Here is a 26425-nt window from a genome sequence, read left to right as displayed (position 1 = left end):
GGGGGGGGGGTGGGGGGGGGGGCGGCGCGGGGGGGGCATTTGGCGCCGGCCCCCCCCGCCCCGCTCAACCCCGGCCCACCCGGATCCCCCGGGGGCCGGTCCCGCGCTGGTCAGAACTTTTCGTAGCAGGGCCGGTCCAGGGTGTACGCCTGCGCGGTCGGGCCCGCGGTCAGCGGCCGGACCTGGGTCACCCCGGTCGGGGCGGCCCGGTCCGGCCGGTACACCGCGGTGACCCGGACCTGCCCGTCGTTCGGGCCGGCGGCGTAGTTGCCGGCGCCGGCCGGCAGCATGCCCTCGTAGTCGACCGAGGTCAGCGACTTGACCGCGGCCAGCACCCCGGCCCGGGTCAGGTCGCCGTCGGCCACCGCCTTGGCCAGCGCGGCCTTCATCGGATACGACCACACCCAGCCGGCGGTGTACCCGTCGTTCGGGGTGATCTGGCCCAGCGCCTGGCGCAGCGCCTGATGCCCCGGGGTGTCGGTGCCCCACGCGCCCCACGGCGCGGTCTGCTCGTAGCGGGCCAGCAGGGCCGGGGCGGCGGCACTCTGCAACAGCGCCGGGTTCCAGGTCGGGCTGGTGCCGATGAAGCGGCCGGTGAAGCCCCGGGCCGCCGCCTGGCCCACGATCGCCGCCGCGTCGGCCGGCCCCATGGTCAGGATCACCAGGTCCGGCCGGCCGGAGAGGATCGCCTGGATCGCGCCGGCCTGCTTGTCCGCGCCGGTGTCGGTCTTCACCGCGGTGAAGCCCAGCCCGAGGCTCTGCGCGGCGAGCTTGGCGCCGGCCGCCGCGTCGTCGCCGTAGTCCCCTGCCAGGTGTACGGCCAGCACCGACTTCACCCCGTGCGCCTCGCGGGCGTAGTCGAGCGCGTTCATCGACTCCAGGCAGTAGTTGGCGCCGGACTCGACGATCACGTCCTCGAAGGCGTACGCCGAGGTCCAGGCGGCCGGCGCCGCGACCACGCTGCTGGCCTTCATGTCGGCCAGGATGGCGGCGGTGGTCGGCGAGCCGAGGGTCTGGGCCAGGGCCAGCACGTTCGGCTTCATCTCCTGGTACGCCTGGTTGTGCGTCTGCGGGTTGTATTTGTTGTCCCGGATCCAGCGGGTCACGTCGACCTCGTAGTCGCCGATCCCGCCGGCGGTGTTCACCCGCTTCCAGAACGCCTTCTGGGCGTCGGTGATCGGCACCGCCAGCGCCCGGAACGGCCCCTCGGTCAGGTCGGAGATGATGCCGAGATAGATGCAGCCCTTGTTCCGGTCCACCGCCTCCGGACACGGCTCGGCGGTGACCCCGACGTCGGTCTTCACCCCGGAGGCGTCGGTCTCGGTGTCCCCGCCGCGACATCCGGCGAGTGCGGTGCAGAGCAGCAGGGCGACGGTCGCGGCGGCGACGCGACGCGATCCGGAGCCGGACAAACTGTTCCTTCCCATGGCTACCTCACAAGTCAGTAGGAGCAGCTCAGTAGGAGAACGGCGGTCAGTAGGAGAACGGCCAGGTTTTCCAGTAGTTGCGGACCCGTACCCAGATCCCGAACAGGCCCCGGGGCTCGAAGATGAGAAAGACGACGAGAAGTACGCCGTAGAGGATCGTCTCCACCTGGAAGACGTTCGGCACCTCGTTCGGCTGGGCGCTGAGGAACGGCACCCACGCCTGTAGCTCCCGGGTGAACCGGGGCAGCAGGGTGATGAAGAACGCCCCGGCGATCGCGCCGGAGATGGTACCCGCACCGCCGATCAGCACCATCGCGATGTACTGCACGGACAGCAGCAGGCTGAACGAGCCCGGGTCGAAGAACCCGGTGATGGTGTAGAGCAGTGCCCCCGCGCAGCCGGCGTACGCCGACGAGACGGCGAAGGCGATCGTCTTGTACCGGGCCAGGTTCACCCCGATCACCCCGGCCGCGATGTCCCGGTCCCGGATCGCGGTGAACGCCCGCCCCACCTTCGAGCGGGCCAGGTTGGCGGCGGCCAGCGCGAAGCCGAGCAGGAGCAGCAGCATCAGCCAGTAGAGCTTCTGGTCCCGGGTGCCGAGCGGGCCGGTGGCGGCGATCGGCTGCCCGAAGAACTCCAGGGTGGCCGCCGGCCGGCCGACCCCGGCGCCGCCGGTCAGCGCCGACCACTCGCTGAAGACATGCTGTCCGATGAAGACCAGGCCGAGGGTGACGATCGCCAGGTAGAGCCCGCGCAGCCGGGTGGCCAGCGGGGCGACGAGCATTCCGGCCAGCCCGGCGGCCAGGCCGGCGGCGGGCAGCCAGACCGCGATGTTGGTGATCCCGAACCCGATCACCCGGCCGTCCGGGTCGCCGCTGACCGCCGCCGCCGTGTAGGCGCCGACCGCGAGGAAGAACGCGTGCCCCAGCGAGACCTGACCGGCGTACCCGGTGACCAGGCCCAGCCCGATCGCCCCGATCGCCGCCACGCAGCAGAGCGCGAGCAGTTGCAGCACCTCGTCGGTGAGCAGGAACGGACACGCGAGGGCGACGACCAGCAGCACCGCCATCGCCGCCCGCTTGGCCGGGGTGTCGAAAAGGCTCAACTCTTGCGCGTACGAGGTGTGCAGGTCGGGACGTCCGCGCAGCCGGGTAGATCGGCCGGTGGCGCTCATCTACTACCACCCGAGAAGCCCCTGGCTGCAGCCATGGGGAGGTAAGGGTAGCCCGAGCTGTGGAAATGTCGTACCCGGCGGGGACGCTGGTCGGTGTGGAGGAAGTGGTGCGGTACACCTACCGGTTGCGTCCCGGCGCGGCTGCGACCGCCGCACTCCTGGCCGAGTGGGGCCGTTGTCGCTGGCTGTGGAACGAGGCCGTGCACCAGCAGAAGTCCCGGCGCAGGCCGACGTTCTGCAAGCTGTCGAAGCTGCTGACCGAGGCCCGTGCCCGGTCGTCGTGGCTGCGTGACGGTTCCCAGGTCGCCCAGCAGCAGACGCTGCGCACCTACGCCGCCGCCCTGAACGACTCGTTCAAGGTCAAGGGCCGTGGCCGGCCGAAGGTCAAGCGGCGCAAGGACGCCCGGCCGAGCCTCGAATACACCAGGCGCGGCTTCTCGATCCGGGACGGTCGACTGCGGCTGCCCGGCGGCGTGTCGGTCCCGGTCGTCTGGTCCCGGGACCTGCCGTCCGAGCCGACCAGTGTCCGGGTCTACCGGGACAACCTTGGCCACTGGCACGCCTCCTTCGTCGTCCGTCGTGAGGTCGCCGCGGCGCCCGACGCGGACGGGGCGATCGGTGTCGACTGGGGTGTGACGACGACCGCCACGACCACCGACCCGGTCTACGACCTGCCGCACCTCGGCCACCGGAAACGGTGCGCCGCCGAACTGGCCAGGGCGCAGCGCCGGATGGCCCGACGCCGACGGGACAAGGGCGCCCGGCCGTCGAACGGCTACCTGCGGGCCAAGCGCCATGCGGCGAAGGTCGCGAAAAAGGCGGCCCGGCAGAACACCCACGACGCCCGGCTCTGGGCGAAGCGGGTCATCGACAATCATGCGACGATCGCCGTCGAGGACTTCAAGCCGAGCTTCCTGACCAGGTCCCGGATGGCCCGCAAGGGCGCCGACGCGGCGATCGGCGCCGCGAAACGGGAACTGATCGACCCTGGCATGCGGGCGGGCCGGAAGGTGGTGCTGGTACCGCCCGCCTACACCACCATGACCTGCTCGCAGTGCGGTACGAGAGCCAAGCACCGCCTCGGGCCGGGTGTCAGAGTCTTCCGGTGCGACAGTTGCGGATACACCGCCTGCCGCGACCGGAACGCCGCGAGGACGATCCTCGCCACGGCAGAACGCGGCCGTGCTGGCGCCCACGACATAAGACATGCGATCACCTCCTTCCGGGAGGGCGTTCGGATGCGGTCCGAGCCAGAAATCCCCCGGCTTCCAGCCGTGGGGAAGCGTTAAACCCGCTCCACCTCCCTCGTGCCGAAGAGCCCGTACGGGCGGACCAGCAGGACCAGCAGCATCAGCACGTACGGGCTGATCACCGAGACGTTGCCGCCGAGCCAGGGCGCGTGCTGCTGGTAGGTCGCGGTGAGTTCCTGGATCGTGCCCACGGCCAACCCGCCGACCACCGCGCCGGGCAGCGAGTCGAGTCCACCGAGGATGATCACCGGCAGGGCGGTCAGCGCGATCAGCCAGAGCGCCGCGTCGACGCTGGCCCCGGCGGCGGCGAAGGTGCCGGCCACCGCTGCCAGCCCACCGGCCAGCCCCCAGGAGAGGGCGAAGACCGCACCCACCGAGACGCCCTGGGCCAGCGCCGCCTCCTGGTCGTACGCGGCGGCCCGCATCGCCAGTCCCATCCGGGTGTAGCGGAAGAACGCGAAGAGCCCGACGATCAGCACCGTGGTGGCGAGCAGCGCGGCGAGGTGCCGCTGTTGCAGGTCGATCCCGGTGCCGGGGACCGCCACCGTACGCAGCCCCCACGGGTCGCCGACGTGCCGGACGTCCAGCCCGATGAACCCGTTGACCACCACCCGGACGGCGACGTCCACCCCGAGGGTGATGATGGCGACCACGAACGCCGGCCGGCCGACCATCGGGCGCACCGCCACCCGTTCCACCCCGAGCGCCAGCCCGGCGGTGAGTACGGCGGCGACCGGCACCGCCACCCAGAAGCCGACCGGCCCGGCCAGATAGGTGACCAGCACCGCGCCGGCCAGCATGAAGGCGGGCTGGGCGAAGCTGATCACCCGGGTCGCCTTGTAGATGATGACGAAGCCGAGGGCCAGCAGCGCGTAGACGCTGCCGGTGCCCAGGCCGCGCAGCAGGCTCTCGACCAGCTCGGTCATCCCGCCTCCCCCGGTCCGGTGTCGGCCGCCTCCGCAACGGTCTTCGCCGGACCGCGGGCGTACAGCTCGTCGATCAGGTCGGCGAAGCGTTCGGCGACGGCGGCCCGGCGTACCTTCTGGGTGGCGGTCAGCTCGCCGTCGTCGTGGTCGAGTTCCTTGGGCAGCAGCGCGAACCGCCGGACCTGCTCGACCGGCGCCCGTCCGGCGTTCACGGCGGCGACCAGCCCCTCGACCAGGGCCCGGACCTCGGGTTTGCCGGCCAGGTCCCGATAGGTGGTGTACGCCAGCCCCCGGCGCTGCGCCCACTCCGCCACGGTCTCCAGCTCGATCCCGATCAGCGCGGTCAGGTACGGCCGGCGGTCGCCGACCAGGATCGCCTCCTTGACGTACGGCGACGCCTTCAGCGCGTTCTCGATCTCGGAGGGGCCGACGTTCTTGCCACCCGCCGTGATCATGATGTCCTTGGCCCGGTCGGTGATCCGCAGGTGGGTGCCGTCGACCCACTCGCCGACGTCGCCGGTGCGCAGCCAGCCGTCGGCGTCGAACACCGCCGCCGTCGCCGCCGGATCCCGGTAGTAGCCGGCGAAGACGCCCCCATGCCGGGTCAGGATCTCCCCGGTCTCCTCGTCGATTCGCACCTCCACGCCGGGGTGCGGCTCGCCGACCGTGCCGAGCCGGACCCGGCCCGGCCGGTTGCCGGTGGCCACCGCGGTGTTCTCGGTCATCCCGTACACCTCGTGCATCCGGATGCCGATGCCCATGAAGAACCGCAGCACGTCCGGGGCGATCGGGGCGGCACCGGAGGCGGCGTACCGGACCCGGCGCATCCCGATCCGTACCCGCAGCGCCCGGTAGCAGAACAGCCAGCCGATCCCGTACGCCAGCCGGGTGCCGGCGGTGTGCCGGCCACCGGTCCGGACCAGCGTGCCGGCGATCCGGTCGGCGACCCCGAGCCACAGCCGGGCGTTCCACCGCTTGACCGGCGAGGCGTTGGCCAGCCGGATGGTCACCCCGGCGAGGATCTTCTCCCAGATCCGGGGTACTCCGAACAGGATGGTCGGCTGTATCTCCCGCAGGTTCGACTGCACGGTGTCGATCGACTCGGCGAACGCCACCTGCACCCCGGCACCGGCATTGAACCAGGTGGTGAAGATCCGCTCCGCGACGTGGCAGAGCGGCAGGTACGACAGCAGCAGGTCGTACGGCCCCGGTGGCGGATCGGTGAACCCGCCACCGTCGACCAGTACCCGGATCGCGAAGTCCACGTTGGCCACGGTCAGCATCGCGCCCTTGGCCGGGCCGGTGGTGCCGGAGGTGTAGATCAGCGTGGCGACGTCCCCGGCGGTCGCGGCCGCCATCCGGGCGGCGACCGCCCCGGGCTCGGCGGCCCGGTGTTCGACGCCGATCGCCAGCAGTTCGTCCCAGCCGAGCAGTGCGGGGTGCCGGTAGCGGTGCCGGATGCCGCGCGGTTCGAGATAGACGACCCGCTCCAGCTCCGGGCACGCGTCGATCACCTCGAGCGCCTTGTCGACCTGCTCCTGGTCCTCGGCGATCAGCACCCGGGCGCCGGAGTGCGACAGCAGGTAGCCGACCTCCGGCGGCGGATTGGTCGGATAGAGCCCCACCGTCATCGCCCGCAGCGCCACGGTCGCCACGTCGGTGAAGAGCCACTCCCGACGGTTCTCGGCGTGGATCGCCACCCGGTCGCCGGGCTGCACGCCGAGCGCCAGCAGCCCGTGCGCCACGGTCTGCACCGTGTCCCAGTAGCTGGCCCAGGTCACCTCCTGCCAGATGCCCCGGTCCTTCTCCCGCATCGCCACCGCGTCGGGGGTGGCGAGGGCACGGTCCCGGACTCGTACCGCGATGGTGCTGGCCGGGACGGCGCCGGCCGGCGGGTCGGCGGTGCCGGCAGTGGTGGTCGCGGTCACCGCGACGGCGGCCGGCACGGTGTCGTCGGCGACGGGTTCGGTCATGACTGCTCCTCCCGTCGCGGATCGTCGCCGCCCTGCCCGGGGTCGCGCCGGCCGTCAGCGGTGCCGGGCGCGCTGCCGCCGAGGTAGGCCCGTACGACGTCCGGGTGGTGCGGGATCTCCGCCGGGCTGCCGGTCGCGACGACCTGGCCGAAGTCGACCACCAGCACCCGGTCGGCCAGGTCCATCACCAGGCCCATGTCGTGTTCGACCAGCACGATCGGGATGTCCAGCTCGTCGCGGATGTCGAGGACGAACCGGGCCATGTCCTCGGTCTCCTCCAGGTTCATCCCGGCGACCGGCTCGTCCAGCAGCAGCAGTTTCGGCTCCATCGCCAGGGCCCGACCCAGCTCGACCCGCTTCTGCACCCCGTACGGCAGCAACCCGACCGGCATCCGCCGCCACCGTTCCAGTTCCAGGAAGTCCACGATCTCCTCGACCGCGGCCCGGTTGGCGATCTCGGCCCGCCGGGCCCGGCCCAGCCAGCCGATCGCGGCGAGCGGGCCGTAGCGGATGTGGTGGTGCCGGCCGAGCAGCAGGTTGTCCAGCACGGTGAGGTTGCCGAAGAGTTCGACGTTCTGGAAGGTCCGGGCCATGCCCAGCGCCGCGATGGCGTGCGGCCGGCGGCCGACCAGGTCCACGCCGTCGAAGACGACCCGGCCGGTCTGCGGCCGGTAGACCCCGGAGAGGACGTTGAAGATGGAGGTCTTGCCCGAGCCGTTCGGCCCGATGACGGCGAAGAGTTCGTGCCGGCCCACCGTGAAGGTCACCCCGTCGATGGCCCGTACCCCCGCGAAGTGCAGCCGGACGTCCTCGAAGCGCAGGATCGGGTCGTCCTCGACCCGGCCCGCCGCACGCTCGGCCGCCGCCACGGCGGTCACGACAGCCACCGCTTACGCCGCCGGTAGTGCTTGACCTCCCGGAACGACCGCCGGCCCGCACCGGCCGCGGCGCCGAGACCGAGATAGAACTCCCGGATGTCGTCGTCGGCCAGCAACTGGTCGGCCGGCTTGTCCAGCACCACCTGGCCGGTCTCCAGTACGTAGCCATGGGTGGCCAGCGAGAGCGCCATGGTGGCGTTCTGCTCGACCAGCAGGACTCCGGCACCGGTCGAGTTGATCGCCACGATCAGCTCCCGGACCTGGTCGACCAGCCGGGGGGCAAGTCCGAGGCTGGGTTCGTCGAGCAGCAGGTAGCGCGGCTGCGCCATCAGCGCCCGGCCCATCGCCAACATCTGCTGCTCGCCGCCGGAGAGATATCCGGCGGTGTGCCGGCGGCGCCGGGCCAGCACCGGGAAGAGCCCGAAGACGTGGTCCAGCCGGGCCGGGATCTGCCGGTGCGCGGTGTGTCCGCCCAGCCGCAGGTTCTCCTCCACGGTCAGTTCGGCGAAGATCCGGCGTCCCTCCATCACCTGGCAGACGCCCCGGCGGACCACGGCGGCCGGGCGGAGCCGGTGGATCGGTTCCCCGTCGAGCGTGACCGTGCCCTTGGTGACCGCGCCGTCGTGTACGTCGAGCAGGCCGCTGATCGCCCGCAGCAGGGTGGTCTTGCCGGCGCCGTTCGCGCCGAGCAGCGCGACGATCCCGCCGGGCGGTACCGCGAGGCTCACCCCGCGCAGCACCAGCATCACGTCGTCGTAGACGACCTCCAGATTGCGCACCTGCAGCATCCGGGAACCCCCGGTTCTCTGTTGTGGCGCGGCTCACAAAGTTACCGGACATTAACCACGGCGCAACGTCCCGTCAAGAGCATCAGTGCTACGGGCGCCCATTCCACCGGATCGGTGGAGGCTGGGCGTACCGAGTAGCGTCCCTTGTGGACTCGCAGGCCGGTCGGCACCCTGACCTGCCACCGCTCTCGGTCGACGGGCTCGTGGGCGTCGCCAGCGTGTGCCTGGTGCGCCCTCTTCGGAGGTTGTGATCGGGCAACCCGTTGCTTCCGGTTACCGTTCGGGCTGGTGATCTCCTGACGTCGGGTCGTGTGTCCGAGGCGGCGTGGGGATGGGGTATCTGCCGGAGACACTGTCGAGCTGCCCCGCTTGTGCGCCCACTGTCCCGGGCTGCCCGAGCCCCGATCCCCGCCGGCCCGTCGTCGACCGAACCGCATCACCACGCGCCGTCTCGACAACCCGGCTCTCCGTGCCCCGTCTGTGCACCCAGCTCGACAGTCTGCGCACCGACTACTCCCCGGTCGGCGGTCGGGTCGCTCATCCTGTCATCCGATGTGCGGCGCCTCCCCAGCCAGCCAGTGATCGATCCGGAGCCGGACCGACTCGTGCATCTGGAGATCCGCGACGGCAGCCGGTGCGAACCAGCCGACCTCGGTAGACTCGTCGCTGACCGCGAGCGTGCCGCTGGCCGGGCGTGCGGTGAACGCGAGCACGAACTCCTGTCGCACCTCCCCGTCGGCGTACGCGATCAGGTGCCGGGGGTCGGTGTAGATCCCGAGGATGCCGGTCAGCTCGACGTCGAGTCCGGTTTCCTCCCGGACCTCCCGGATCACGGCGTCGCCGAGGGTCTCGCCGAGATTCATCGTGCCGCCCGGCAGCGACCAGTTCCCGGAGTCCGCCCTCCGCTGAAGCAGGATGCGGCCCTGCTCATCGACCACCAGCGCGGCCCCGCCGGGTACCAGCGAGTTCGCCGCCGGCGCGGACGGATCGTCGAAGTAGTCCACGCGCCGGCTCACCGGCTGACCTCCCGCATCTGCACTGTGTCCCAGACCTGTAGAAACTGCTCGGCGAAGGTCTCGAAGATACCGAAGGCGGACAGCCGGCGGAGATGCAACGCCGGGTGCTGGTAGCCGCGATACCGGAACAGGTGCGGGGTCGCGATCGCCTGGTTGTCGAACCGAAACCACGAGTTGTAGAGGTGAACGGTGTGGGTGCCAACCTGCACGCCGTCGATGTCGGCGATGCGGCCGAGCATCGTGAAGGCGTTGCGGATGCGGCCGGGCAAAGTGCCGCCGAGTTGCTCCAGCTCGTCCCGCTCCTTCACGTGGTCACAGTCCGGGTCGGCGAGCGCGATTCGAACCCGGGCGCCGGCCGCGCACTTCTCGGCGATGAGGTCGTGGACCGTAGGCATCAGCTCGAAGATGAACGGAGCGGCGTACCCGAGAATGTCAATCTGTTCCCGGGCGCCGGTCAACAGACCCACCCACAGATCCGTCGGAACCTCAGCGCGGTGCGCGTACGCCGACACGACCTCGCCGGTCGATGCGAACCCCGGCGCCTGGTCTGGCCGGGCGGTCGGCCAGAGGGCGGCCTCTTCCTCGCCGAGTGCGGCGGCGACGGCCAGCCGGTTCCGGCGGTGCGGCACTCGGCCACCGATCCAGCGATCGATGGTCTTGCTGTCCACCCCAATCCGATGGCCGAGCGCGGTGGAGTCCAATTCGGCGCGCAGCATGGCTGCCCGCAGCCTGTCGTTCACACCCCCGACGGTACAACCGCGATGGGGACGCTTCCGGAACGTCAAAACGTCCGTTGAAGCGTCCTACGCGCCGTTCAGCCGTCCCGCCACCCTCCGTAGCGTCCGCGCCACGGGCGCACGGCGGTGGGACGTCGAACCACCGGTCGCAACCGAGCGCCCCGGCCGGCTCGGGGTCCCGCCCCCGGTGCCCCGGGCCGGCCACCGGATCAGGTTGAGAGTGGCGCTCCGTGACGTAGGGCTCCGGGGCGCCACGGACCGAGAGGGACGGGCGTGAACGGCATCGTGGACCAACAACAGACCGACGAGCAGATCGTGGTCCAGCACCTCGCCGGGCACCGGTGTGCGGAGTGCGCACCCAGGGGCGGCTGCATGCGGATGCTTCGGATCATCCGCCGCCGCCAGGCGCGTACCGACCTCGCCGCCGCGCTCGCCAGCCGAACCGAGGTGACGGGACGGTGATCCGGATGGTCCGACGCTGGCTGACGGTGGAGTGGCCCGTCCCGGTCGAGTGCGCCTTCGCCCGCCTCGTACTCGGCACGCACGCGCTGCGGGAGTGCGGCCGGTGCGGGCCGGACGGCTGCCCGCTCTGGTCGTGGGCGGCCGAGGTCCACCGGCGGGAACACGCCGTGCGGGTGCTGCTCGGCGGTACTCTGCCGGCAGCGGTCACGGCCGGGGACGTCCTCGCGGCACTGGAGCGGGTCCGGTGAGCATGGTGCCGGAGAGCGCGCCGGGTCTGGCGATCACCTGGGCGCACCGGATTATCACCGACCATGCCGAGGGTCGCGGCTGCGGCCAGTGCCGGGCCCGCTGGTGCCCGACCGCCGAGTGGGCGCTCTGGGTCGTCGTCACCGAGCACTTCCCGCCGCCCGGTGATGGCGGGCAGAAGCTGGTGACCACTGTCGCCCGGCAGGTGTTGACAGGCCACTGGCCGTACGGTGTCGACGGCTGCCGGCCGTGCGGCCTGCCGGACTGCACCCGGATGCAGGTCGCGGCGACCTGGTTGCGGGTTGTCCGGGACGACTACCTGCCGCCAGCGGTTCAGGCCCTTCGCCCGACGGTGGTGCCGACGGACGAAGAGTTGCGCCGGATCACCGGAATGGACTGACGAGAGGAGACCCGGGACGTGGTGCACCGAATTCAGGCGGCCGGCGCCAAGCGGAGAGCGTGCGACGAGGTGGTGGCGAAGCTGTCGCCGACGGAGGGGACGACAACGGATCGGGGCGTACCGCGACGGCGGTAGCGGCCGTACGCCGGGCGGTTGATGCCGATGGCCCCGGCGCTGGCTACGGTTCGGAGGTGGACCGGGAGCGACGGTGGTGGGGGCTGACCGCACCGGCCTGGGCCGTGGACACCGGCCTGGTACTCGGAGTGGGCGTGTTGCAGCTCTACACGTCGTGGGCGGCGGCTCGGAACCAGCCCGCCGCGCGCCCGCTCGACGTGTGGGCGTACCTGATCCTGGCCGGCACCCCACTGGCGCTGGCCGTACGGCGGCGGCATCCCGAGTGGACGCTCGCGGTCACGGTGGCGGGCGCTGTCGGATACTTCGCCCTCCAGTACCCCTACGCGCTCTCCCCGCTGGCCGCGTTGATCACGGTCCACCTGGTGATCGGCCGGGGCCGCCGCGTGGCGGGCTGGGCGGGGGCGGGCTGCCTCGTCGTGGTGCCGGTCGGCGCGGCCCTGCTGCTGGCCCGGAATCCGGACGACGTGGTGGCGTCCCTGATGTGGTCGCTGGTCGTCGTGGTCGTCGGTCAACTGGCCGAGGTGTACCGGGCCCGGCGCGAGCACGTTTGGGAGGTGGAACGGCGGCTGGTCGCGGCCGAGCACGGCCGGGAGGAGGAGGCGTTGCGTCGGGCGCACGAGGAACGGCTCCGGATCGCCCGGGAACTGCACGACGTCACCTCGCACACCATCTCGGTGATCGCTCTCCAGGCCGCCGCCGCCACCGAGGCCGTCGACCGGGCCGACGGCCGGGAACAGGTCCGGACGGCGCTCGGGGCGATCCGGACGGCCAGCCGGCAGGCGATGGCCGAGATGACGGCGACGCTGGGCGTGCTTCGACCGGACCGGGGCGCCGGGCTGCGCCGGCCGATGCCCGGGGTCGCCCAACTACGGGGCCTCGCCGGCACGCTCGACGGCACCGGGGTACGCGTCGAGTTCGTCGAGACCGGTCTCCCCCGGCCGCTGCCGCCGGCCCTCGACCTGACGGTGTACCGGGTGGTGCAGGAGGCGCTGACCAACGTGCTGCGGCATGCCCGAGCGCGCCGGGCGGTGGTGACACTGCGGTTCGAGACCGGCGCGGTGGTGGTGCAGGTGGACGACGACGGTCGGGGCGCCGACCCGGCCGCGTGCGCGGAGCCGACCGGGCACGGGCTGGTCGGGATGGCCGAACGGGTGGCGGCGGTCGGCGGTCGACTCCGGGTCGGCCCTGCCCTCGGGCAGGGGTTCCAGGTCGTCGCCTGGCTACCGCTCGCGCCGGAGGCGGTGGCGTGATCCGCGTCCTGCTCGCCGACGACCAGCCGCTGGCCCGGGCTGGGGTCCGCGCGCTGCTGGAGAACGCCGCCGACATCGCCGTGGTCGGCGAGGCGGCCACCGGCGCCGTCGCGGTCCGGCTGGCCCGGGAGGTCCGGCCGGACGTCGTGTTGATGGACATCCGGATGCCGGAGCTGGACGGGCTCGCCGCCACCCGCCGGATCGTCGCCGACGACCGGCTTTCCGGGGTACGGGTGGTGGTGCTGACCACCTTCGACCTCGACGAGTACGTCTACGAGGCGCTTCGGGCCGGCGCCAGCGGTTTCCTCGGCAAGGACGCCGAGCCGGACGAGTTGCGGCACGCCGTCCGGGTGGTGGCCCGGGGCGACGCGCTGCTGGCACCGGGGATCACCCGCCGGCTGATCGCCGAGTTCGCCGCCCGGCCGGACGGGCAGCCGTGCACCGCCCGGCTGGACGGGTTGACCGACCGGGAGCGTGAGGTGCTCGGCCAGGTCGCCGAGGGGCTCGGCAACGCCGAGATCGCGGAACGGCTGCGGATGAGCCCGGCAACGGTGAAGACGCACGTCAACCGGATCATGGCCAAGCTCTCGGTGCACGACCGGGCGCAGCTCGTGGTGATCGGCTACGAGACCGGCCTGGTCCGACCCGGCTGGCTCTGACCGGCCGACGCTCTCCCGCCCGGCTGCCCGGTCGCGACTGTTCCTCGCCGCCGCCCCGGCCGGTCCCCGCTACGCCTACGGCGGTAGCCGAACGCCCGCCCCGGTTGGATGACCGCCCGCGGTCGGCCTACCTAGCGTCGGGACCGCCATTCCGACCGGTACGACCGAGGAGCACCCCATGTTCGGACTCGCCCCGACAGCCCGCGCCTGCGTACGGCACCGTTGGCTGGTGCTGCTGGGCTGGGCCGTGCTCACCGCCGCCCTGCTCGGCCTGGCCGGCGCACTGCCCAGTACGGCGAGAGTGGACTTCCGGATGCCCGGCTCGGAGAGCCAGCGAGCCGCCGACCTGCTGGCCGAGGCCGGGTTCGGCGATCTCGGCGCGCCGGACGGCACCCTCGTGGTCGCCGCCCCGGCCGGCGTACGCGAGCCGGACGTCCGGGCCGCGCTCGACGGGTTGCTGCACCGGCTCGACCAGGTACCCGGGGTCTCGGTCGGCAACCCGTACCGGCCGCCGGGCGGGCAGATCTCGGCCGACGGGCGGATCGGCACCGCCGAGATCGGTCTCGGTGCCGGGGTGAGTGCACCGGAACAGGCCAACCGGGCCGCCCAGGTCCGGGCGATCCGGGACGCCTTCGACGCGCCCGGGATCACGGTCGAGCTGGCCGGGGACGCCTTCGCGGACTCCTCGGCCGGCGGCCTCGCCGAGGGTGTCGGACTGCTGGCGGCGGCGGTGATCCTGCTGGTGGCGTTCGGCTCGCTGATCGCGGCCGGGCTGCCGCTGCTGGTCGCGGTGGTCGGGGTCGGCTGCGGCAGCGCCCTGCTGGTGCTGCTCCGGCACGTCGTCACGATGCCCGACTTCGCGATCTACCTCACCATCATGATCGGGCTGGGCGTCGGCATCGACTACGCGCTGCTGGTGGTGACCCGCTACCGGAGCGCGCTCGCCCGGGGACTCGACGTGCCGGAGGCCGTGGTCGAGGCGATGGAGTCCGCCGGCCGCTCGGTACTCTTCGCCGGAACGACCGTGATCATCGCGGTCTCCGGAATGCTCTTCCTCGGTCCGGAACTCGGCGGCGGACTGGCGCTGGCCGCCGGTTGCGGCGTGCTGCTGGTGATGCTGGCCGCCCTCACCCTGCTGCCCGCGCTGCTCGGCCTGGTCGGCCACCGGATCGACCGGTTCGGCCTGCCGCACCGCCGGTCGCCCGGCCACCCGACCGTCGAACCGCACCCGGGTGTGGCCGCCGTGCGCTCGGCACCGGCGTACCGGTGGAGCCGGGTCGTGCAGCGACGGCCGTGGCTGCTCACCTCCGTCGCGCTCGGCCTGCTGGTGCTGCTCACCCTGCCGGCGCTGGGGCTGCGGCTCGGTTGGTCGGACGCGAGCGACCGGCCGACCAGCGACACCACCCGCCGGGCGTACGACCTGGTCGCCGCCGGCTTCGGACCGGGCGCGAACGGTCCGCTGCTGCTGGTCGCCGCCGACCCGGCCCGCAACAGCGCCCCGGCCGGGCCGGCCGGGCTGCGGGCCGCCGCCGGCGCGGTGGCCGGCACATCGGGGGTCGCCGGGATCTCCGAGGTGGTCCCGCTGGACGGCGGGATCAGCGTGGCGGTGGTGACGCCACGCACGGGTCCGCAGGCGGCGGAGACCGCCGAGCTGGTGCACCGGCTCCGCGACGAGGTGCTGCCGCCGTTCGCCGGGCCCGGATCCCCGATCCTGGTCACCGGCGCCAACGCGGCCGGGATCGACTTCGCCGAGTTGAGCGTACGGCGGCTGCCGTGGCTGGCCGGTGCGGTACTCCTCGCCTCGTTCCTGCTGCTCACCGTCGTGTTCCGCAGCCTGCTGGTACCGCTCAAGGCGGTGCTGGTGAACCTGCTCTCGGTCGGCGCGGCGTACGGGGTGATCGTCGCGATCTTCCAGTGGGGATGGTTGGCCGGGGCGCTCGGCACCGGGGACGGCGGCCCGGTCGACGCCTGGGTGCCGACGATGCTCTTCGTGGTGGTCTTCGGGCTCTCCATGGACTACGAGGTGTTCCTGCTCTCCCGGATCCGGGAGGAGTACCTGCGCACCCGCGACAACGCCGGCTCGGTGGCCGACGGGCTCGCCGCGACGGCCCGGGTGATCAGTGCCGCCGCCGCGATCATGGTGTGCGTCTTCGTCGCGTTCGCCGCCTTCGACGACCGCGCGCTGAAGATGATGGGGGTAGGACTGGCCACCGCGGTACTGGTCGACGCCACGATCGTCCGGCTGGTGCTGGTACCGGCGGCCATGCAGCTCCTCGGGGACCTGAACTGGTGGCTGCCGGGCCGGCGCACGCGTCGGGGCTGACGAGGTGGCGTGGGACCGTCGCGCCGGTCAGTGCCGGTGACGGCCGAGCTGGGCCCGGATCTCGCCGCCGGGATAGAGCGAGCTGTGCACGTTCACGTACGCGACACCGGCCCGGACCGCCGCGACCAGTTCGTCGAACTGTCCCGCCGTGATCCCCTGTGCGGTCGGGCCGATCACGTCGACCGGTCGGATCGTCCCGGTGATCGTTGCCGGTGCGGCCGGACAGGACTGGGTACCCGCGGGGCCGTTGCCGAGGTTGGTGCAGAGGAAGGCGCTGATCCCGCCGCTCTGGGCCCGGCCGCCGACGTGGATGTGCGCCTGGGTGACGTTCCCCTCCAGCGCCTCGTAGCTGAGTCGGTAGGTCAGCTCCTGCTCCTGTTCGTCGATGGCGAAGCTGAACCCGCCCTTGCCGCTGGTCGAGATCGCCAACGGGTCCTCCTGGTAGCCGGTCAGCCGCTCCCGTACGACGCCCCAGCGCTCCCGGTCGTCGTCGTTGCGGTCGGCGTTCCCGTACGCGATCCGGACCGTTCCCGCCCCGGCGGCCAGGAGGGCGACCACCGAGGCCACCGCGCCATACCATCGTCGGATCATCATCGTCGCGCCTCCCCGGTCGCTCCGGCCATGCCCGTCACCCGGTTCAACGGGCGGGGAACAGCCGAGACACGACACTCAGGTGACGGATCGTGGACAGAGAGTAATTGTCGACGGAGTGGTCGCCCTGCGGCTCGACGGGCGGTCAGTCCCGCAACCGGGCGAGGTGCCGCATCTTGTTCATCGCGTCCAACGCGGCGACCTTGTACGCCTCGGCCAGCGTCGGATAGTTGAAGACCGCGTCGACCAGGTAGTCGACGGTGCCCTGGCAGCCCATCACGGCCTGTCCGATGTGCACGAGTTCGGTGGCCCCGGTGCCGAAGATGTGCACCCCGAGCAGATGACCGGTGTCCGGGGCGACCAGTAGCTTCAGCATCCCGTACGAGTCGCCGCTGATCGCGCCCCGGGCCAGTTCCCGGTAGCGGGAGATGCCGACCTCGAACGGCACCTTGTCCCGGGTGAGTTCGTCCTCGGTCCGGCCGATGAAGCTGATCTCCGGGATCGTGTAGATGCCGATCGGCTGCACCTCCGACAGCGCCCGGACCGGTTCGTCGCAGGCGTGGTGCGCCGCCAGCCGGCCCTGCTCCATCGAGGTGGAGGCGAGGGCGGGAAAGCCGATCACGTCGCCGACCGCGTAGATGTGCGGCACCGTCGTCCGGAACTCCGCGTCGACCTCGATCCGGCCCCGCGCGTCGGCGGTCAGTCCGGCATTCTCCAGGTCGAGTTCGCTGCCCAGCCCCTGCCGGCCGGCGGAGTACATCACGGTGTCGGCGGCGATCCGCTTGCCGCTCTCCAGCACCGCGATGGCACCCCGGGCGTGCCGCTCCACCGCCGCCACCGCCTCGCTGAACCGGAACGTCACCGCCAGGTCCCGGAGGTGGTACTTCAGCGCCTCCACGATCTCCAGGTCGCAGAACTCGAGCATCCGGTCCCGCCGCTCGACCACGGTGACCTTGGTGCCGAGTGCGGCGAACATCGAGGCGTACTCGATGCCGATCACCCCGGCACCGACCACCACCATCGAGTTCGGCACCCGCTCCAGGTTGATGATGCCGTCCGAGTCGATGATCGTACGCTCGTCGAAGTCCACACTGGCCGGTCGCGCCGGCCGGGTACCCACGGCGATGATGATCTTCTCGGCGGTCACCTTCGACTCGCGCCCGACCGGGTCGGTCACGGTCACCGTGTGCGGGTCGGCGAATCGGGCGTTTCCGGTGATCAGCCGTACCCGGTTGCGCGCCAACTGGCTGCGCACCACGTCGACCTCCCGGCCGATGACGTGCTGGGTCCGCGCCGTCAGGTCGGCGACGGTGATGTCGTCCTTGAGCCGGTAGCTCTGGCCGTACACCTCCCGCTGGCTCAGTCCGGTCAGATAGAGCACCGCCTCGCGCAGCGTCTTCGACGGGACCGTGCCGGTGTTGATGCACACCCCGCCGACCATGTGCTGCCGTTCCACCACCGCCACCCGGCTGCCGAGCTTGGCCGCCGCGATCGCGGCCTTCTGACCGCCCGGCCCCGAACCCACCACGAGCACGTCGAAGTCATGCACCCCTACAGTCTGGCAGGCGGATGATCGGAACGCGCCGGGCCGATCGGCCGGTTACCCGGCGCGGTGACCGATTCACCGCCAGCCACCCATCCGCCGGCTTCACCGCCAGCCGTCCATCAACCGGCGCAGGTTCTGCCGCCACGCCTGCACGAAGCCGGGTTCGCCGCGCCCGTGCGCCCAGACCACGATGAAGACCGCGGTCAACGCCCCGCAGGCGTGCAGCACCGCCCGGTCGGCGTCGTCGAGGGTACGCCCGTAGCCGGCCAGGAACGCGTCGGCGAGGTCCGGCCGGTCCCGCCAGGGGCCGAAGTAGAGCCGGTTCAGGTCGTTGACCCAGACCTCCGGCCCGGCCCACTCGAAGTCGATGACGTGCACCCGCCGCTGGGCGCGGTGCCGGTCGGCGTCGGCGACCAGCCAGTTGCGCGGGCTGTAGTCGAGATGGCACGGCACCCGGGCCGGTGCCGCGACGCCGGAGAGGTTGCGCAGCTCGGCACGGACGAAGTCGAGTTCCCGCGGTTCGAGCAGCCGGCTCGCCCGGACCGAGAGCCGGTCCAGTTCGTCGTGCTTCTCGGCGACCAGGTCGGTCCAGGGCGGCAGCGTCTCGGTGCCGTGCAACCGACGCAGCAGTACCCCCGCCTCGCGCTGCACCTCCGGATCCGTCCCGTACGACAGGCCGGCCTCGCCCGGCACCCCCGACAGCACCAGCGCGAGCCGTTCGTCGTCGTACGCCCGCAGCCTCGGTGCGTGCCCGCCGAGCCCGGGCACCCAACGCCGGTACGCCGCCAGCTCCCGCCGGTACCGTTCCGGGTCGCCGTGCCCCTTCACGAACCAGACGGCCCCGTCGCCGTCCCGCACCTCCAGCACGCCCGCGACACCGTGCCCCCAGGACCGGTCCGCGACCACCTCTCCCGAGCCGAGCACCTGCCGCGCGTACCCGACCAGCTCGGCGCGCATGGTCGGCTCCTTTCCGGGTCAGGTCCGGCGCGGCAGGCGGTGCAGTACGACGTCGTCGAGCCGGCCGGCCGATATCTCGGCGGTCAGATAGCTGGCGTACGGCTGGCGGCGCCGGTCGGTCGGCGAGCCGGGGTTGAGCAGCCGCAGCCCGCCCGGCGCCTCGCTGTCCCAGGGGATGTGGGAGTGGCCGAAGACCAGCAGGTCGCAGCCGCCGAACCGGTCGGCACAGCGGCGCTCCCTCCCGGCGGCCGGGCCGGTCTCGTGCACCACCGCGACCCGCAGGCCGGCCAACTCGACGCGGGCGACCTCCGGCAGCCGGGCCCGCAGTTCCAGGCCGTCGTTGTTGCCGTACACCCCGACCAGTCGGGCGGCGCGGGACTCCAACGTGTCGAGCAGCGGTTCGTGCACCCAGTCACCGGCGTGGATGACCACGTCCGCCTCGTCGACCGCCGCCCACAGTTGCGACGGCAGGTCCCGCGCGCGCTTGGGCACGTGGGTGTCCGCCATCAGCACCAGGCGCACGGCTCCACCCTAGCCGGCGGCCGCGTCCGGGCGGGGAAGAAGCGCCGCGGCCCGGCCCACGAGAGGTGGGCCGGGCCGATGGTTGTCGGGTGCCGGCGCGGCCGTCACGCCTACGCGCCTGGCGCGGTGTCTGGGACCGTCGCCGCGCCACCGGAGCTGCCGTCCGCCGGACCCCCGGGAGAGAAATCGACGAGAGATACGGCCGAGTCATCACCTGCCTCTGCGTGCTGGTCGGCCCGTGCGGTTGCCCGGAGGACCGCGTTGCCGACGCCATCGGCTTGCTGTGGGACCCGCCTCGACCGCGACGAACCGTACGCCGTCGGGCGGTCCGACGGGCCACAGTGGAGGACGTGGCCCGGGTTGTGGTCGGGCCGGCGGAGGGGGTGGCGGCGGGTTCCAGCAGGCGTCGATGAGCGCCTCGAACTCTGCCCGCATCAGGTCGTCGTCCCGCTGAACCAGCTCGACGAATGCCTCGTGCACCGACCGGGGCGTCGAGACCTCGTGCCGTTCGCCGCTGCGCATCTTTGTCACCCCCCACCGCCGACGGCACCGGAAGCCGGCGAACCGCCGGACCGGTTCGGCTGTGCCTGTCAGGCGCTGATGACCTTCTGTGCGCCGGTCAGGCGCTGATGACCTTCTGTGCGCCGGTCAGGCGCTGATGACCTTCTGTGCGCCGGTCAGGCGCTGATGACCTTCTGGTGATCCGCCGGAGGTGATCGCCACCCGGCGGGGCTTCGCCTGCTCCTTCACCGGGATCCGCACAGCCAGCACACCGTTCTCGTGGCTCGCCTCGATCCGGTCGGTGTCGAGACCGTCGCCGAGGAAGAGCTGCCGGGAGAAGACCCCGAGCGGTCGCTCGGAGACCTGCACGCGGGCGCCTTCGCCGAGGCTCGGCGGCCGGCGCTCGGCGCGGACGGTCAGCAGGTTGCGCTCGACGTTGATCTCGATCGCGTCCGGGGCGACCCCGGGTAGGTCGAACGCGACGACGAACTCCTCGTCGTTGCGGTAGGAGTCCATCGGAATGACTGTCGGCCGGGACCAGGTGCCCGAACCCGGTGTGCCGAGGGCCTGCTGCGCGAACCGGTCGAGCTCGCGGAAGGTGTCGGTGCGCATCAACATCAGATCCACCTCCTAGCGCTGGCAACAGTGCTGTCAATGCGCGACACATCCTTTGTAGCATGTCATCTGAACGATGACAAGGAAATCCGTCATCTAAACGATGACAGATGCCGAGGACGGGAGACGGATGGTCCAGCAGGGACAGGCCGACCCGGGGCGGCCGACCGGAGCCGGCGCTGCGGTGACACCGACCGGCGCGGCGTTCGACCGCGTGCAGGCGGTCACCAGCCGGGTCGGCGACCCCGCCACCTTCCCCGGGCGGGCTGCCGACCCGTCGGCAGCTCCACCGGGGGCCACGGCGGGGGACGGTGCCGAGGTGACGGCCGACCAGGTGCTCACGGCCCTGGTCGCGCTCCGGCACCTGCGTGCCGAACTCGAGTCCTGGGAGCCGCGACTCATCGCCGCCGCACGCCAACGCGGGGCGAGTTGGGCGGAGCTGGCACCGGCGCTCGGGGTGGCGAGCCGGCAGGCCGCCGAGCGTCGCTACCTGCGACTGCGCCCGGCCGAGGACGACGCCGCGCCGCAGACCCGGGACGACCGGGTACGCGCCGAGCGGGACCGCCGGGCCGGCGACCGCGCGGCGGCCCGCTGGGCCCGGGACAACGGTGCCGACCTGCGCCAGCTCGCCGGGCAGATCACCGCACTGACCGATCTCGGTTCGGCGGCCCGCCCCAGCCTGGACCGACTGCACGACGCCCTCGGCGGCACCGACCCGAACGCGCTGGTCCGGCCGCTCTCCGACGCGCAGCGACACCTCCGCGCCGACCATCCGGGCCTCGCCGCCCAGGTCGACACGATCAACGAACACCTCGACGAGGTACGCCAGCGCACCGCGCAACGACGCGGCCAGCCCCGCACCTGAGCACCGGTCGGGTCACGGGTCAGGTGGCCAGTCCGGCCGCCGCCAGCAGTCGCCGCCAGGCGTCGGCGTACTCCCCCTTGGCCCGGCCCCTGCGTACCCGGCGGTCGGGACGCCCGCACCGCCGACGCCCCTCTTTGTTGTCATCCCAAACTATTGACAAGCACCATCTGGCGATGTGAATCTCTGTTCAGGGACACCGCCGCCGGAGCCGGGTGGATGGTGCGGGAGCGCCGGGCAGCCTTCCGCGTACTCGCTCGTGCAACCGACGTCTGGGGATCCCATGTCTTCACTCGCGCAACCTGTGAATCCGGCCCGGCGCCGCGCCCCGATGGTCCTGCGGATCCTCGCTCTCGCGGCGGCCACCGTCGTCCTCCTCGCCACCGCCCTCGCTGTCTCGCGGGACACCGCGAACGCGCACGGTTCGACGATCAACCCGGCCTCGCGCAACTACGGCTGCTGGAAGCGCTGGGGCAGCGACTTCCAGAACCCGGCGATGGCCACCCAGGACCCGATGTGCTGGCAGGCCTGGCAGGCCGACCCGAACGCCATGTGGAACTGGAACGGCCTCTACCGGGAGGGCGTGAACGGCAACCACCAGGCCGCCGTGCCGAGCGGCCAACTCTGCAGTGCCGGCGAGACCGGCGGCGTCCGGTACGCCGCGCTGGACAACCCGGGCAACTGGCAAGCGGCCAACGTCGGCACCAACTTCAACGTCACCATGCACGACCAGGCGCTGCACGGGGCGGACTACTTCCTGATCTACGTCACCCGGCAGGGGTTCAACCCGCTCACCCAGCGGCTGGGCTGGAACAACCTCGAACTGGTCCGGGAAACCGGCCGGTACGCGCCGGGCGAGGGCACCCGGGAGACCGGCGACCCCGTACTGAACGGAGTCTCCGTCACGATCCCGGTCAGCGCGCCGGGACGGTCCGGCCGGCACATCGTCTACGTGATCTGGAAGGCCAGCCACGCCGACCAGAACTACTACTGGTGCAGCGACGTCAACTTCGGCGGCAGCGGTGGCAATCCCCAGCCGACCGCCACTCCGACGCCGACCCGCACCACCCCGCCGCCGACGAGCGAGCCGACCCGTACCCCGCCGGCCGGTGGCTCGGGCGGCTGCTCGGCGGCGTACACCGTCACCGGTACCTGGTCGGGTGGTTTCCAGGCCGACGTACGGGTCACCGCCGGCAGCACCGCGATCAGCGGCTGGACGGTGACCTGGACGTTCGCCAACGGGCAACAGGTCAGCAACTCGTGGGGCGCGACGGTCACCACCAGCGGAGCCAGCGTCACCGCCCGGAACACCGGCTACAACGGCAGTCTCGCCGCCGGGGCCAGCGCCAGCTTCGGGTTCCTCGGGTCGCAGACCGGCAGCAACGCCGTACCGACCCTGAGCTGCGCCGCCGCCTGACCCCCTCCGGCAGCGGCCAGACATCGGGCCGGGTCCGTGTCGGCGCGGACCCGGCCCGATCCGTCCGGCGCAACCGCCGGCCGCCCTCGCCCCTGGCTCGGTCGCTGCCGCCGCGCAACGCTGGTCTGCCGGCACGCCGACCTGAACTGGTCACTCTCCCGGGCCGGGTCCACCACCACCCGGATGTCCCGGTCAGCCGCCGGCCGAGGGGGTTGCCGCGGGACAGGTGCTGCCGGCGTAGCGGAAGAGCGAGTCGGTGACGTCGTTCCGGATCGACTGGCGCCGGGTCAGTGAGTACGTGCTGACCACCGGTTCCGCGGCCAGCGGGTCCGGTCGGACCGGGCAGGCGTCGAGGCGGTCGAGCAGCCACACCCGTTCACCACTCGGGCCGGTGCCGGTACTGAACGACAGGGTCAGCGCCGTGGTGCCGACGTACCGGGGCGGCGGGGACGGCTCCAGGCCGGGCCGGGTCAGGCAGGCCGGCGACGCGTCGACCACCCGGGCCGTGACGACGACGTGCCCGTCCGGATCCTCGGTGGCCCGTACCGACCCGGGTTGCTGGGCGACCTCGATCCGCTGCCAGTCGTCCCAGAAGTTCCCGGTCGGGCGGGACGCCGTCGGTGCCGGAGTGCCGGTCGGCAGAAGCACGTCGCACCGCCGGGCGTTGCGGTGCAGCTCGTCGAGGGCGGTGCTGTAGGCGTCGTCGCGGTGCAGCGCGTCGAGGTACGGCGTGACGTCATTCGGGATCCGCGCGTCCAGCAAGGTGAAGAGCCGGTCCAGATAGGCGTCCAGGAGTTCCGGTCCCGGACCGACCTCGTCCGCCGGTATCGACAGCAGGTGGCGCAGGCCCGTCGGACAGGTGCTGGCGAGCGACGGGACGTTCGTCACGAGCGCGGCGGCCGCGACGGGATCGTGGCAGACCTCGGCGAACGCGGCCCGCTCCCGCACCTCCTGCTCGGCGTCGAGCGAGGCGGCCCGGTGGTCGATGTACCAGGTCGCGACCGAGGCGAGCGCGATGAACGCGGCGCCGAGCATGGCGCCGACCGATCGGGTACGACGTCCACCGTCGCCGCCGCGCCCCGTGTCCGGGTCCGCCGGCGCGGCGGGTGCGTCGTCGCCGGTCCGCTCCGCCACCACCGACACCTCCCTTGGTCGTCTCCGGCCCCACGGTAGTCAGTCGCGACAAGATCCCCCTCGACCGACGCACCCGCTGTCGGGTCAGGGGCGGCGGCGATCTAGTCGAACGAGACGTGCTCGAAGCCGTACGGATTGAGCAGCTTGTCGCGGCGCCGGCGCAACCCGTCGAGTTCGTCGGCCAGCCGCTCCCGGGCGGTCAACGGCAACCCGACGGTCTCGCGCAACCGGAGCCGCTCCCCCACCGCCATCGTGGCCAGGTCCTCGGCGAACCGGCCCGGCTCGATGCCGCAGGAGAAGCGGTGCTGCCACAGCCGGACCCGTTCGAAGAGGTACGCCCCGGGCCGTACCTGGAGCCAGGCCCAGCCCTCGGCGGGGCCGTCCTTCCAGTCCAGACGCAGGCTGCGCAGGATCGGGTCGACCAGCTCCCGGTCGACGTACGCGTCCACCGCGGTCGTCCGGGCCGCCGCACCGAGATCGTTGACGTGCCCGCTGTTGCCGTCCGGCAGCCGACCGACGATGTCGCGGTAGCTACCCGGGGCCTCCGGGGCGAGTTCGGCGTACTCGGCCGGGTCACCGGTCGCCGCCAGGAAGGCGCGGGCGTCGATGACGTACTCGACGATCCGCCGGCCGTGCGTGGCCGGCTGCAACGTCGCCGACTCGATCCGGAGCAGTTCCAGGCCGACCGCGTCGCAGACGGCGTGCTTCATCCGGTCGTCCCGCTGTGTCTGCGCGGTCTGCACGCTGGTATCGACCAGCTCGACCGCGAACGGCGCCGCCTGACCGCCCGGGTCGGAGACCACGAAGTCGAAGCGGCCCCGGCTGGCCACGTTCCACTGGTTGCTGGTGATCCCCTCGGGCCGGCGCGGCACGAGTTGGCCGAGCCGCTGGTCGGGCCGGGCGATCCGACCAGCCCGCTCGATGGTCCCGCCGGACGCCCCCGGCTCGGCCGGAAGCCGGGTGGATCGTGCCGACGGGCGTCCGCCGCCACCGGTCTCTGCCATCTGTTCCCTGGTCCGTAACATCCGCTCGCCGCCTCCGACACCGCCCCTCCGGCGGCAGATCCCACCATGCTAGGAACTCGCCGCCGTCCCCGCGTCGCCGGTCCGGGTCACCCGGGCCGGCGAAGGCGGCGACCGTTTCCACCCCCACCGGGCAGTTGCTCCGCGAACTGGATCCGGATCCGCTGCCGTACCCGGAACGTCCCGGTACCCCCGATCAGCCGGCCAACCCGAACCGCTCTGTGTGCACCTGGCGCTGCGGCACCTGGAGTTGCCGGAGGCTGCGCAGCACGGCAGCGGTCATTCCGGCCGGGCCGCAGACGAAGATGTCGCGCTCGTGGATGTCCGGTACCAGCTCTCGCAGGTGGTCCGGTCCGAAGATCGGGCCCGTCGGCGGTACCGGCCGGGACGGGCCGGTGACCAGTCGCAGTTCGGCGCCCCGGGCGTCCGCCAGCGCCCGCAGTTCGTCCACGAGCACGGCGTCAGCCATGGAGCGCACCCGGTACAGCACGACGATGTGACCGTCGAGGCTCTGCAGGAGCGAACGGATCGGTGTCACGCCGACCCCGCCCGCCACGAGCAGGGTTGCCGGTCGGGTCCGGTGCATGCCGGTGAAGGCGCCGTACGGTCCCTCGGCGAACACCCGTGTGCCGACCCGGAGCCGAGGCAGGGTGGCGGTGCCGGCGCCGACCGCCTTGGCGGTCAGCCGTAGCGATCGACCGTCGGGCGCCATGGAGAGCGAGAACGGGTTGGCCTGCCACCAGCGGTCACGGGTGAGAAAGCGCCACAGGAAGAACTGGCCGGCCTGTGCCGGCAGCCGGTCGAGGCGGCGCCCGGTGACGTGGATCGACACCACGGTGTCGGATTCGGGTACGACCCGGGCGACGCGGAAGCGGTGCCGGAGGTTGCGCCACAGCGGCAGGAGCACCCGGCCGGCCAGTACGGCGCCGAGCGCGACGCTCCAGAGCGTCCACCAGTACGCCGTCGCGAACGTGGACGCCGTGAAGGTGGTGCCCACCGCGATCTGGTGGGTGAGGGCGAGGAGCACCGCGACGTACGTGCCGAGGTGCAGCAGGTGCCAGGTCTCGTAGGCCAGCCGGCGGCGGGCGAATCGGGCCGACACGAGTCCGATCGACAGCAGCAGGCCGGCCGCGACCATCGCCCATAACACCCCTTGCCAAGTCGACGCCAGGTCGACGACCTGCCCGCCGATCGACGTCCCGGACATCATGGCCAGACCGACCACCGTGCATGTGGCATGGACGAGGATCGTCCAGAGCAGGGTGAAGCCGGTCCACCGGTGCCAGGCGGTGAGCCGGTCCATCCCGATCCGGCGGTCGAGCCACGGCAGCCGCGCGACCAGCAGCAGCTGCAACGCCATGATCATGGCGGCATGCAGGCCGAAGAACCGGCCGAGGACGAAGTAGACGTTCGACCCCGGGTACGGGGACAGCACCAACAGCGTGTTCACCACTGCCACGTTGGCGGCGACGACGAACCACAGTGTGAGGCGACCGACCGTCCCTGGGGGTACCCGGGGAATGGCGACGTGTTGGACAGCGGGGGTGGTGGTCACTCGGGCGATCCCTCCTCCGGTAAGCCGGTTCGCGACGGACCGGGGACGGTTCGCCGGAC

Annotated in this window: 25 protein-coding genes; 9 read left to right on the top strand and 16 right to left on the bottom strand. The window is 72.2% G+C overall.

The features are described 5' to 3' along the window. Window positions 1-110: 110 nt before the first annotated feature. Window positions 111-1427, bottom strand: a complete 1317-nt coding sequence (locus R6Y94_RS01800) for an ABC transporter substrate-binding protein (RefSeq protein WP_318393962.1) — start codon at window positions 1425-1427, stop codon at window positions 111-113. 46 nt (window positions 1428-1473) lie between these two features. Continuing rightward, complete coding sequence (locus R6Y94_RS01795; protein WP_318393961.1) at window positions 1474-2601, bottom strand: branched-chain amino acid ABC transporter permease; 1128 nt, start codon at window positions 2599-2601, stop codon at window positions 1474-1476. A 65-nt stretch (window positions 2602-2666) separates the two neighbouring features. Between R6Y94_RS01795 and R6Y94_RS01790 the strand changes: the two genes are divergently transcribed. Then, entirely contained in the window at window positions 2667-3890 is a 1224-nt protein-coding gene (locus tag R6Y94_RS01790; protein ID WP_318393960.1) for a transposase, read from the top strand. On the opposite strand, the gene R6Y94_RS01785 is transcribed toward R6Y94_RS01790, so the two are convergent. The 6 genes from R6Y94_RS01785 to R6Y94_RS01760 form a co-directional block, all read right to left on the bottom strand. After that, window positions 3887-4777 carry a branched-chain amino acid ABC transporter permease gene (locus tag R6Y94_RS01785; RefSeq protein WP_318393959.1) on the bottom strand — a complete coding sequence of 297 codons (891 nt, stop codon included), beginning with the start codon at window positions 4775-4777 and terminating at the stop codon, window positions 3887-3889. The two genes, R6Y94_RS01790 and R6Y94_RS01785, sit on opposite strands and share 4 nt — an antisense overlap. Beyond that, entirely contained in the window at window positions 4774-6750 is a 1977-nt protein-coding gene (locus R6Y94_RS01780; RefSeq protein ID WP_318393958.1) for an AMP-dependent synthetase/ligase, read from the bottom strand. Before R6Y94_RS01780 ends, R6Y94_RS01785 begins: the two co-directional genes overlap by 4 nt. Next, window positions 6747-7628 carry an ABC transporter ATP-binding protein gene (locus R6Y94_RS01775; protein WP_318393957.1) on the bottom strand — a complete coding sequence of 294 codons (882 nt, stop codon included), beginning with the start codon at window positions 7626-7628 and terminating at the stop codon, window positions 6747-6749. Before R6Y94_RS01775 ends, R6Y94_RS01780 begins: the two co-directional genes overlap by 4 nt. Then, entirely contained in the window at window positions 7625-8416 is a 792-nt protein-coding gene (locus tag R6Y94_RS01770) for an ABC transporter ATP-binding protein (protein ID WP_318393956.1), read from the bottom strand. Before R6Y94_RS01770 ends, R6Y94_RS01775 begins: the two co-directional genes overlap by 4 nt. Window positions 8417-8961: 545 nt before the next feature. Further along, window positions 8962-9432 carry an NUDIX domain-containing protein gene (locus R6Y94_RS01765; protein ID WP_318393955.1) on the bottom strand — a complete coding sequence of 157 codons (471 nt, stop codon included), beginning with the start codon at window positions 9430-9432 and terminating at the stop codon, window positions 8962-8964. Next, window positions 9429-10148 (bottom strand): XRE family transcriptional regulator, encoded by a 720-nt coding sequence (locus tag R6Y94_RS01760; RefSeq protein WP_318393970.1) that lies wholly within the window; start codon window positions 10146-10148, stop codon window positions 9429-9431. The genes R6Y94_RS01765 and R6Y94_RS01760 overlap by 4 nt, the downstream gene beginning before the upstream one ends. Before the next feature lie 294 nt (window positions 10149-10442). On the opposite strand from R6Y94_RS01760, the gene R6Y94_RS01755 reads away from it, so the two are divergent. The 6 genes from R6Y94_RS01755 to R6Y94_RS01730 all read left to right on the top strand — a co-directional run bounded on the left by R6Y94_RS01755 (window position 10443) and on the right by R6Y94_RS01730 (window position 15644). After that, a complete protein-coding gene (locus R6Y94_RS01755; RefSeq protein ID WP_318393954.1) occupies window positions 10443-10631 on the top strand; it encodes a hypothetical protein in 189 nt (62 codons plus the stop codon). Further along, window positions 10628-10879 carry a hypothetical protein gene (locus tag R6Y94_RS01750; protein ID WP_318393953.1) on the top strand — a complete coding sequence of 84 codons (252 nt, stop codon included), beginning with the start codon at window positions 10628-10630 and terminating at the stop codon, window positions 10877-10879. The genes R6Y94_RS01755 and R6Y94_RS01750 overlap by 4 nt, the downstream gene beginning before the upstream one ends. Continuing rightward, window positions 10876-11277, top strand: coding sequence for a hypothetical protein (locus R6Y94_RS01745; protein WP_318393952.1), 402 nt, complete (start codon window positions 10876-10878; stop codon window positions 11275-11277). The genes R6Y94_RS01750 and R6Y94_RS01745 overlap by 4 nt, the downstream gene beginning before the upstream one ends. A gap of 191 nt (window positions 11278-11468) precedes the next feature. Continuing rightward, window positions 11469-12662 carry a sensor histidine kinase gene (locus tag R6Y94_RS01740; protein WP_318393951.1) on the top strand — a complete coding sequence of 398 codons (1194 nt, stop codon included), beginning with the start codon at window positions 11469-11471 and terminating at the stop codon, window positions 12660-12662. After that, the gene (locus R6Y94_RS01735; protein WP_318393950.1) at window positions 12659-13321 is read left to right on the top strand and encodes a response regulator transcription factor; all 663 of its coding nucleotides are present in this window, start codon (window positions 12659-12661) and stop codon (window positions 13319-13321) included. The genes R6Y94_RS01740 and R6Y94_RS01735 overlap by 4 nt, the downstream gene beginning before the upstream one ends. Window positions 13322-13499: 178 nt before the next feature. Then, on the top strand, window positions 13500-15644 hold the full coding sequence (locus R6Y94_RS01730) for an MMPL family transporter (RefSeq protein WP_318393949.1): 2145 nt from the start codon (window positions 13500-13502) through the stop codon (window positions 15642-15644). 27 nt (window positions 15645-15671) lie between these two features. Here the strand turns inward: R6Y94_RS01730 and R6Y94_RS01725 are convergent, their stop codons facing one another. From R6Y94_RS01725 to R6Y94_RS01705, 5 genes are all read right to left on the bottom strand, one after another. Next, complete coding sequence (locus R6Y94_RS01725) at window positions 15672-16238, bottom strand: CHRD domain-containing protein (protein ID WP_318393948.1); 567 nt, start codon at window positions 16236-16238, stop codon at window positions 15672-15674. Window positions 16239-16380: 142 nt separating this feature from the next. Next, window positions 16381-17784: a Si-specific NAD(P)(+) transhydrogenase gene (gene sthA, locus R6Y94_RS01720; protein WP_318393947.1), complete on the bottom strand. Its 1404-nt coding sequence runs from the start codon at window positions 17782-17784 to the stop codon at window positions 16381-16383. A 99-nt stretch (window positions 17785-17883) separates the two neighbouring features. Beyond that, a complete protein-coding gene (locus tag R6Y94_RS01715; protein ID WP_318393946.1) occupies window positions 17884-18738 on the bottom strand; it encodes a phosphotransferase in 855 nt (284 codons plus the stop codon). An 18-nt stretch (window positions 18739-18756) separates the two neighbouring features. Further along, window positions 18757-19260 carry a metallophosphoesterase gene (locus tag R6Y94_RS01710; RefSeq protein WP_318393945.1) on the bottom strand — a complete coding sequence of 168 codons (504 nt, stop codon included), beginning with the start codon at window positions 19258-19260 and terminating at the stop codon, window positions 18757-18759. Between the two features lie 648 nt (window positions 19261-19908). Then, window positions 19909-20379, bottom strand: coding sequence for an Hsp20/alpha crystallin family protein (locus R6Y94_RS01705; RefSeq protein WP_318393944.1), 471 nt, complete (start codon window positions 20377-20379; stop codon window positions 19909-19911). A 100-nt stretch (window positions 20380-20479) separates the two neighbouring features. On the opposite strand from R6Y94_RS01705, the gene R6Y94_RS01700 reads away from it, so the two are divergent. Together R6Y94_RS01700 and R6Y94_RS01695 are read left to right on the top strand one after the other, a co-directional pair. After that, on the top strand, window positions 20480-21241 hold the full coding sequence (locus R6Y94_RS01700) for a hypothetical protein (RefSeq protein ID WP_318393943.1): 762 nt from the start codon (window positions 20480-20482) through the stop codon (window positions 21239-21241). Window positions 21242-21521: 280 nt separating this feature from the next. Beyond that, window positions 21522-22655: a lytic polysaccharide monooxygenase gene (locus R6Y94_RS01695; protein ID WP_318393942.1), complete on the top strand. Its 1134-nt coding sequence runs from the start codon at window positions 21522-21524 to the stop codon at window positions 22653-22655. Between the two features lie 192 nt (window positions 22656-22847). Here R6Y94_RS01695 and R6Y94_RS01690 read toward each other — a convergent pair whose 3' ends face one another. From R6Y94_RS01690 to R6Y94_RS01680, 3 genes are all read right to left on the bottom strand, one after another. Further along, the gene (locus R6Y94_RS01690; protein ID WP_318393941.1) at window positions 22848-23789 is read right to left on the bottom strand and encodes a hypothetical protein; all 942 of its coding nucleotides are present in this window, start codon (window positions 23787-23789) and stop codon (window positions 22848-22850) included. Between the two features lie 101 nt (window positions 23790-23890). Then, a complete protein-coding gene (locus R6Y94_RS01685) occupies window positions 23891-24793 on the bottom strand; it encodes a DUF2726 domain-containing protein (protein ID WP_318393940.1) in 903 nt (300 codons plus the stop codon). A gap of 214 nt (window positions 24794-25007) precedes the next feature. After that, entirely contained in the window at window positions 25008-26366 is a 1359-nt protein-coding gene (locus tag R6Y94_RS01680) for a ferredoxin reductase family protein (RefSeq protein ID WP_318393939.1), read from the bottom strand. Window positions 26367-26425 lie beyond the last annotated feature (59 nt).

The sequence above is a fragment of the Plantactinospora sp. KLBMP9567 genome, from assembly GCF_033446045.1.
Taxonomy (GTDB): Bacteria; Actinomycetota; Actinomycetes; order Mycobacteriales; family Micromonosporaceae; genus Plantactinospora.
This window is presented reverse-complemented; position numbering and strand designations above follow the sequence as displayed.